This is a genomic window from Dietzia maris (assembly GCF_014144855.1).
In the GTDB taxonomy this organism is placed as follows: Bacteria; Actinomycetota; Actinomycetes; order Mycobacteriales; family Mycobacteriaceae; genus Dietzia; species Dietzia kunjamensis.
Genome location: NZ_JAALDN010000500.1, coordinates 1 through 4,686, shown reverse-complemented (window position 1 = coordinate 4,686; position 4,686 = coordinate 1). Strand labels below are relative to the sequence as shown.

General features: G+C 69.6%; 4 protein-coding genes. 2 read left to right on the top strand and 2 right to left on the bottom strand.

Translation table 11 applies throughout. The features are described from left to right. Nucleotides 1-41: 41 nt before the first annotated feature. On the bottom strand, nucleotides 42-959 hold the full coding sequence (locus tag G6024_RS15250) for a 3-hydroxybutyryl-CoA dehydrogenase (protein ID WP_067717132.1): 918 nt from the start codon (nucleotides 957-959) through the stop codon (nucleotides 42-44). A gap of 135 nt (nucleotides 960-1,094) precedes the next feature. Continuing rightward, nucleotides 1,095-2,384 (bottom strand): isocitrate lyase, encoded by a 1,290-nt coding sequence (gene aceA / locus G6024_RS15245; protein WP_067717135.1) that lies wholly within the window; start codon nucleotides 2,382-2,384, stop codon nucleotides 1,095-1,097. Between the two features lie 194 nt (nucleotides 2,385-2,578). Between aceA and ramB the strand changes: the two genes are divergently transcribed. Continuing rightward, nucleotides 2,579-4,033 (top strand): acetate metabolism transcriptional regulator RamB, encoded by a 1,455-nt coding sequence (ramB, locus tag G6024_RS15240; protein ID WP_159149093.1) that lies wholly within the window; start codon nucleotides 2,579-2,581, stop codon nucleotides 4,031-4,033. A gap of 5 nt (nucleotides 4,034-4,038) precedes the next feature. Beyond that, nucleotides 4,039-4,623, top strand: a complete 585-nt coding sequence (locus G6024_RS15235; protein ID WP_159149092.1) for a carboxymuconolactone decarboxylase family protein — start codon at nucleotides 4,039-4,041, stop codon at nucleotides 4,621-4,623. The last annotated feature ends 63 nt before the right edge of the window (nucleotides 4,624-4,686 follow it).

Genomic DNA, 4,686 nt, shown 5'->3' with positions numbered 1-4,686 from the left:
GCGGTGACTGTGACGACGACGACGACGACGACGACATGATCTCAGCGCGCGGCGCGTGCCATCGCCCGCGGCGCGTCATAGCGGTAGAAACCGTGGCCGCTCTTCTTGCCGAGCCTGCCCGCCTCGACCATCCGCAACAACAGCGGCGGCGGCGAGTACAGCGGCTCGGCGAACTCGGTGTACATCGAGTCGGCGATCGCCTTGATGGTGTCCAGGCCGACGAGGTCTGCCAGGGTGAGCGGCCCCATGGGGTGGGCGCAGCCCAGGACCATGGCCTTGTCGATGTCCTCCGGGGTGGCGAACCCGGACTCGGCCATCCGGATGGCGGAGAGCAGGTATGGCACGAGCAGGGCGTTGACCACGGCCCCGGCGCGGTCGGCGGAGTGGACGACCTGTTTGCCCAGGACCTGCTCGGCGAACGCCTGTGCCCGGTCGCGGGCCGCGGCCCCGGTCTCGAGGGTGCTCACCAGCTCGACGAGCGGGAGCACGGGAACCGGGTTGAAGAAGTGCATACCGATCACGCGCTCGGGCCGGGCGGTACACGTGCCGAGCTTCATGATGGGGATCGACGAGGTGTTGGAGGCCAGGACGGCGTCGGGGTCGGTGACGACCGCGTCGAGTTCGCGGAACACGGCGGTCTTGGCGTCGGTGTCCTCGACGATCGCCTCGATGACCAGCTGCCGGTCGACGAAGTCGCCGAGGTCGGTGGTGAAACGCAACCGCAGGGCGGCCTGCTCACGCTCGCGGGCGGTGATCTTGCCGGAGGACACTCCCCGGTCCAGGGAGTCGAGGATGCGGGCGCGGCCGCTGGTGGTCAGCTCCCGGGTGGACTCCCAGACGAGGACGTCGAGATGCGCGCGGGCGCACACCTCGGCGACGCCGGCGCCCATCTGTCCGGCGCCCACCACGCCGACGCGGGTGATCCGCCCCGGGTCGGCGCCGTCGCGGGAGCTGTTCATCTGTCCAGGGTCCTTCGGGAGGAGGGAACTTGAGGGTGGAGACACCACCGGGGGCCGGGCCGCCTCGTCGAGACGGCCGCGGCCCCCGGTGTGTTCACGCTGTTACTGCGTCGACCGTGTGGGGTCGACCGGTGGTCAGTGGAACTGACCCTCCTCGGTGGAGCCCTTCAGCGCCGCGGTGGACGTGTTGGGGTCGACCGTGGTGGCGATGCGGTCGAAGTAACCGGCGCCGACCTCGCGCTGGTGCTTGACGGCGGTGAAGCCACGCTCCTCGGCGGCCTTGAACTCGCGCTGCTGCAGCTCGACGAACGCCGTCATCTGGTTGCGGGCGTAGCCGTGGGCCAGATCGAACATGCCGTAGTTGAGCGAGTGGAAACCGGCCAGGGTGATGAACTGGAACTTGAAGCCCATCGCGCCGAGCTCCTTCTGGAACTTGGCGATGGTCTCGTCGTCCAGGTTCGCCTTCCAGTTGAAGGAGGGCGAGCAGTTGTAGGCCAGCAGCTGGTCCGGGAACTCGGCCTTGACGCCCTCGGCGAACTTCTTGGCGTACTCGAGATCCGGGGTGCCGGTCTCCATCCAGATCATGTCGGCGAACGGGGCGTAGGCCTTCGCACGCTCGATGCACGGCTCGATGCCGTTCTTGACGTGGTAGAAGCCCTCGGCGGTGCGCTCACCGGTGATGAACGGGCGGTCACGCTCGTCCACATCGGAGGTGATGAGGGTCGCGGCCTCGGCGTCGGTGCGCGCGATGATCACGGACGGCACGTTGGCGACGTCCGAGGCGAGGCGGGCCGAGGTCAGGGTGCGGATGTGCTGGTTGGTCGGGATCAGCACCTTGCCACCGAGGTGGCCGCACTTCTTCTCCGACGCGAGCTGGTCCTCCCAGTGCACACCGGCGGCACCGGCGTTGATCATGGCCTTCTGCAGCTCGTAGGCGTTCAGGGCGCCACCGAAGCCGGCCTCGGCGTCGGCCACGATCGGGGCGAGCCAGTTCTCGACCGAGGTGTCGCCCTCGATGCGGGCGATCTCGTCGGCACGCAGCAGTGCGTTGTTGATGCGGCGGACAACGGTCGGGACCGAGTTGGCCGGGTACAGCGACTGGTCCGGGTAGGTGTGGCCCGAGAGGTTGGCGTCGCCGGCGACCTGCCAGCCGGAGAGGTACACGGCCTCGAGGCCGGCACGGATCTGCTGGACGGCCTGGTTACCCGTCAGGGCGCCGAGGGAGTTGACGAAGTCCTTGTTGTTGACCTTGTCCCAGAGGATCTCCGCGCCACGACGGGCGAGGGTGTGCTCCTCGACGACGGTGCCCTGCAGCTCCGCGACCTGCTCGGCCGTGTAGTTGCGGGTGATGCCCTTCCAGCGGGGGTTGGTGTCCCAGTCCTGCTGGATCTCTTCAGCGGTACGTGCCTTGCCGATGTTCGACATCGCGACTCTTTTCTGTCTCGGGGGCGGGTCCGGATTCGCACTCTTGCGAGTTACGGCCCCTTACGCCAGACACAATGCCACATGGCAGGCAGCGCGTCTACCTGCGACAAGTGCGAATGTGGCGAGTTTCTTTGCCTTCTTTGCAAAGTTTGCGAAGATTGTGGGGCTCGCCACGGACCTCGGAGGGAAAGCCGATGACGGCCTCACATATGGGATCGCGACTCCGCCGACTGCGCGAGGAGAACGGCCTGACCCAGGCCGCCTTCGCGCAGTCGCTCGGCTTGTCGTCGTCGTACCTCAACCAACTCGAGAAGGACGCCCGCCCCGTCACCTCCCGGGTCCTGGTGAAGATCTCCGAGGTCTACGGCGTGGACTCCGCGTTCTTCGCCTCGGACTCGGACACCCGGCTCATCGCGGCGGTCACCGAGGCGCTCACCGACACGCAGCTCTCCGCCGAGGTCCCGGCCGCCGAGGTGGTCGACCTCGTCCGCGCGCACCCGGCACTCGCCCGTGCCTTCATGCTCCTGCACCAGCGCTACCGCAACTCCGCGGATCTGCTCGCGGCGCTGACCGAGACCCGCAACGTCCCGGACAGCTCGGTCGACCGCTCGGTGCTGTCCATGCCGCACGAGGAGGTGCGGGACTACTTCTACCAACGGCAGAACTACATCGACTCCCTCGACACCGCCGCCGAGGATCTCACCACCCGCATCCGGCTCAACCGCGGCGACGTCCGCGCCGAGCTCGAACACCGCCTGGCCGAGGCCCACGGGGTCCGCATCGTCCGCCGCGTCGACCTGCCCGACGGGCTGTGGCACCGCTATTCCACCGAGGACCGTCGTCTCGACCTGTCCGCCCACCTCACGCCCGGTCAGCAGGCGTTCCGCGTGGCCTCCGAGCTGGCCTTCCTCGAGCACCGCGACCTGCTCGACAGTCTCGTCGAGGAGGGCTCGTTCGGCTCCCCCGCCGCCGTCGCGCTCGCGCTGCGCGGCCTGGCCAGCTACTTCGCCGCCGCCGTGCTCATGCCCTACCAGCGCTTCCTCGACACCGCCGAGGACTTCCGCTACGACGTGGAGCGGCTCATGGCCTTCCACGCCACCGGCTACGAGACGGTGTGTCACCGCCTGTCGACCCTGCAGCGACCGGGCGCGGCCGGGGTGCCGTTCAGCTTCGTGCGCGTCGACCGCGCCGGCAACATGTCCAAGCGGCAGTCCGCGACCGGGTTCCACTTCACGACCTCCGGTGGCACGTGCCCGCTGTGGAACATCTACGAGTCGTTCTCGTTCCCCGGCAAGATCATGCGGCAGGTCGCGCAGATGCCCGACGGCCGCCTCCACCTGTGGGTCTCGCGCACCGTCACCACCCGTCCGATGCGTTTCGGCCAGCCGCGCAAGACGTTCGCCATCGGCCTGGGCTGCGAGGCCCGCCACGCCCACCGGACCGTGTACGCGCAGGGCCTCGACCTCGACGACGTCGACGCCGCCACCAAGATCGGCTCCGGCTGCCGCATGTGCGACCGCCCCGCGTGCCCGCAGCGGGCCTTCCCGCCGCTCAACCACGCGCTGCGGGTGGACGCCCACCGGTCCTCGCTCTCGCCGTATCTCCTCGACCAACCGTCCGCCCCCGGCGGGACCGCTGGCCTACCCTGACGGCCATGAGCCAGCCCCACGAGAGCAGCGACAGCCACGACGGCACCGCCGCGCAGGTCCCCCGCATCCGGCCCGGCGGCTTCCGGGAGCTCGGCCCGTTCGGCTGGGCCGTCAACCGGCTCGGTGCACGCGTCACCGGCTCGCGCGACGTGAACCTCTTCGCCACCCTCGGCCACGCCCGCCGGCTCTTCCCCGCGTGGCTCGCCTACTCCGGGATGATGATGCCGTTCGGCGTACTGGACCGCCGCACCACCGAGCTGGTCATCCTGCGCGTCGCGCACCTGCGGGGCAGCGCGTACGAGCGGACCCACCACGAGCGGATCGGCGCGGGCGTGGGTCTCGACGACGACGAGATCACCCGCACGACAGCCGACCCCGCCACCGCCGGGTGGCCGAACCGGCTGCGTGTGCTGTTGACCGCAGTCGACGAGCTGGTGCTGACCAAGGACATCTCCGCCGACACGTGGGCCGGGCTCTCGTCGCACCTCGGCTCGTCCGAACTGGTGGGGCTGGTGCAGTTGGTGGCGCAGTACGACGGGTTGGCCACGTCGCTGCACGCCCTCCGGGTCCAGCCGGACCGCCCCCGCTGACCCGCCGCGCCTGACCCCGCCGCGGCCTGCTCCACCCCGCGGCCTGCTCCACCCCGCGGCTCC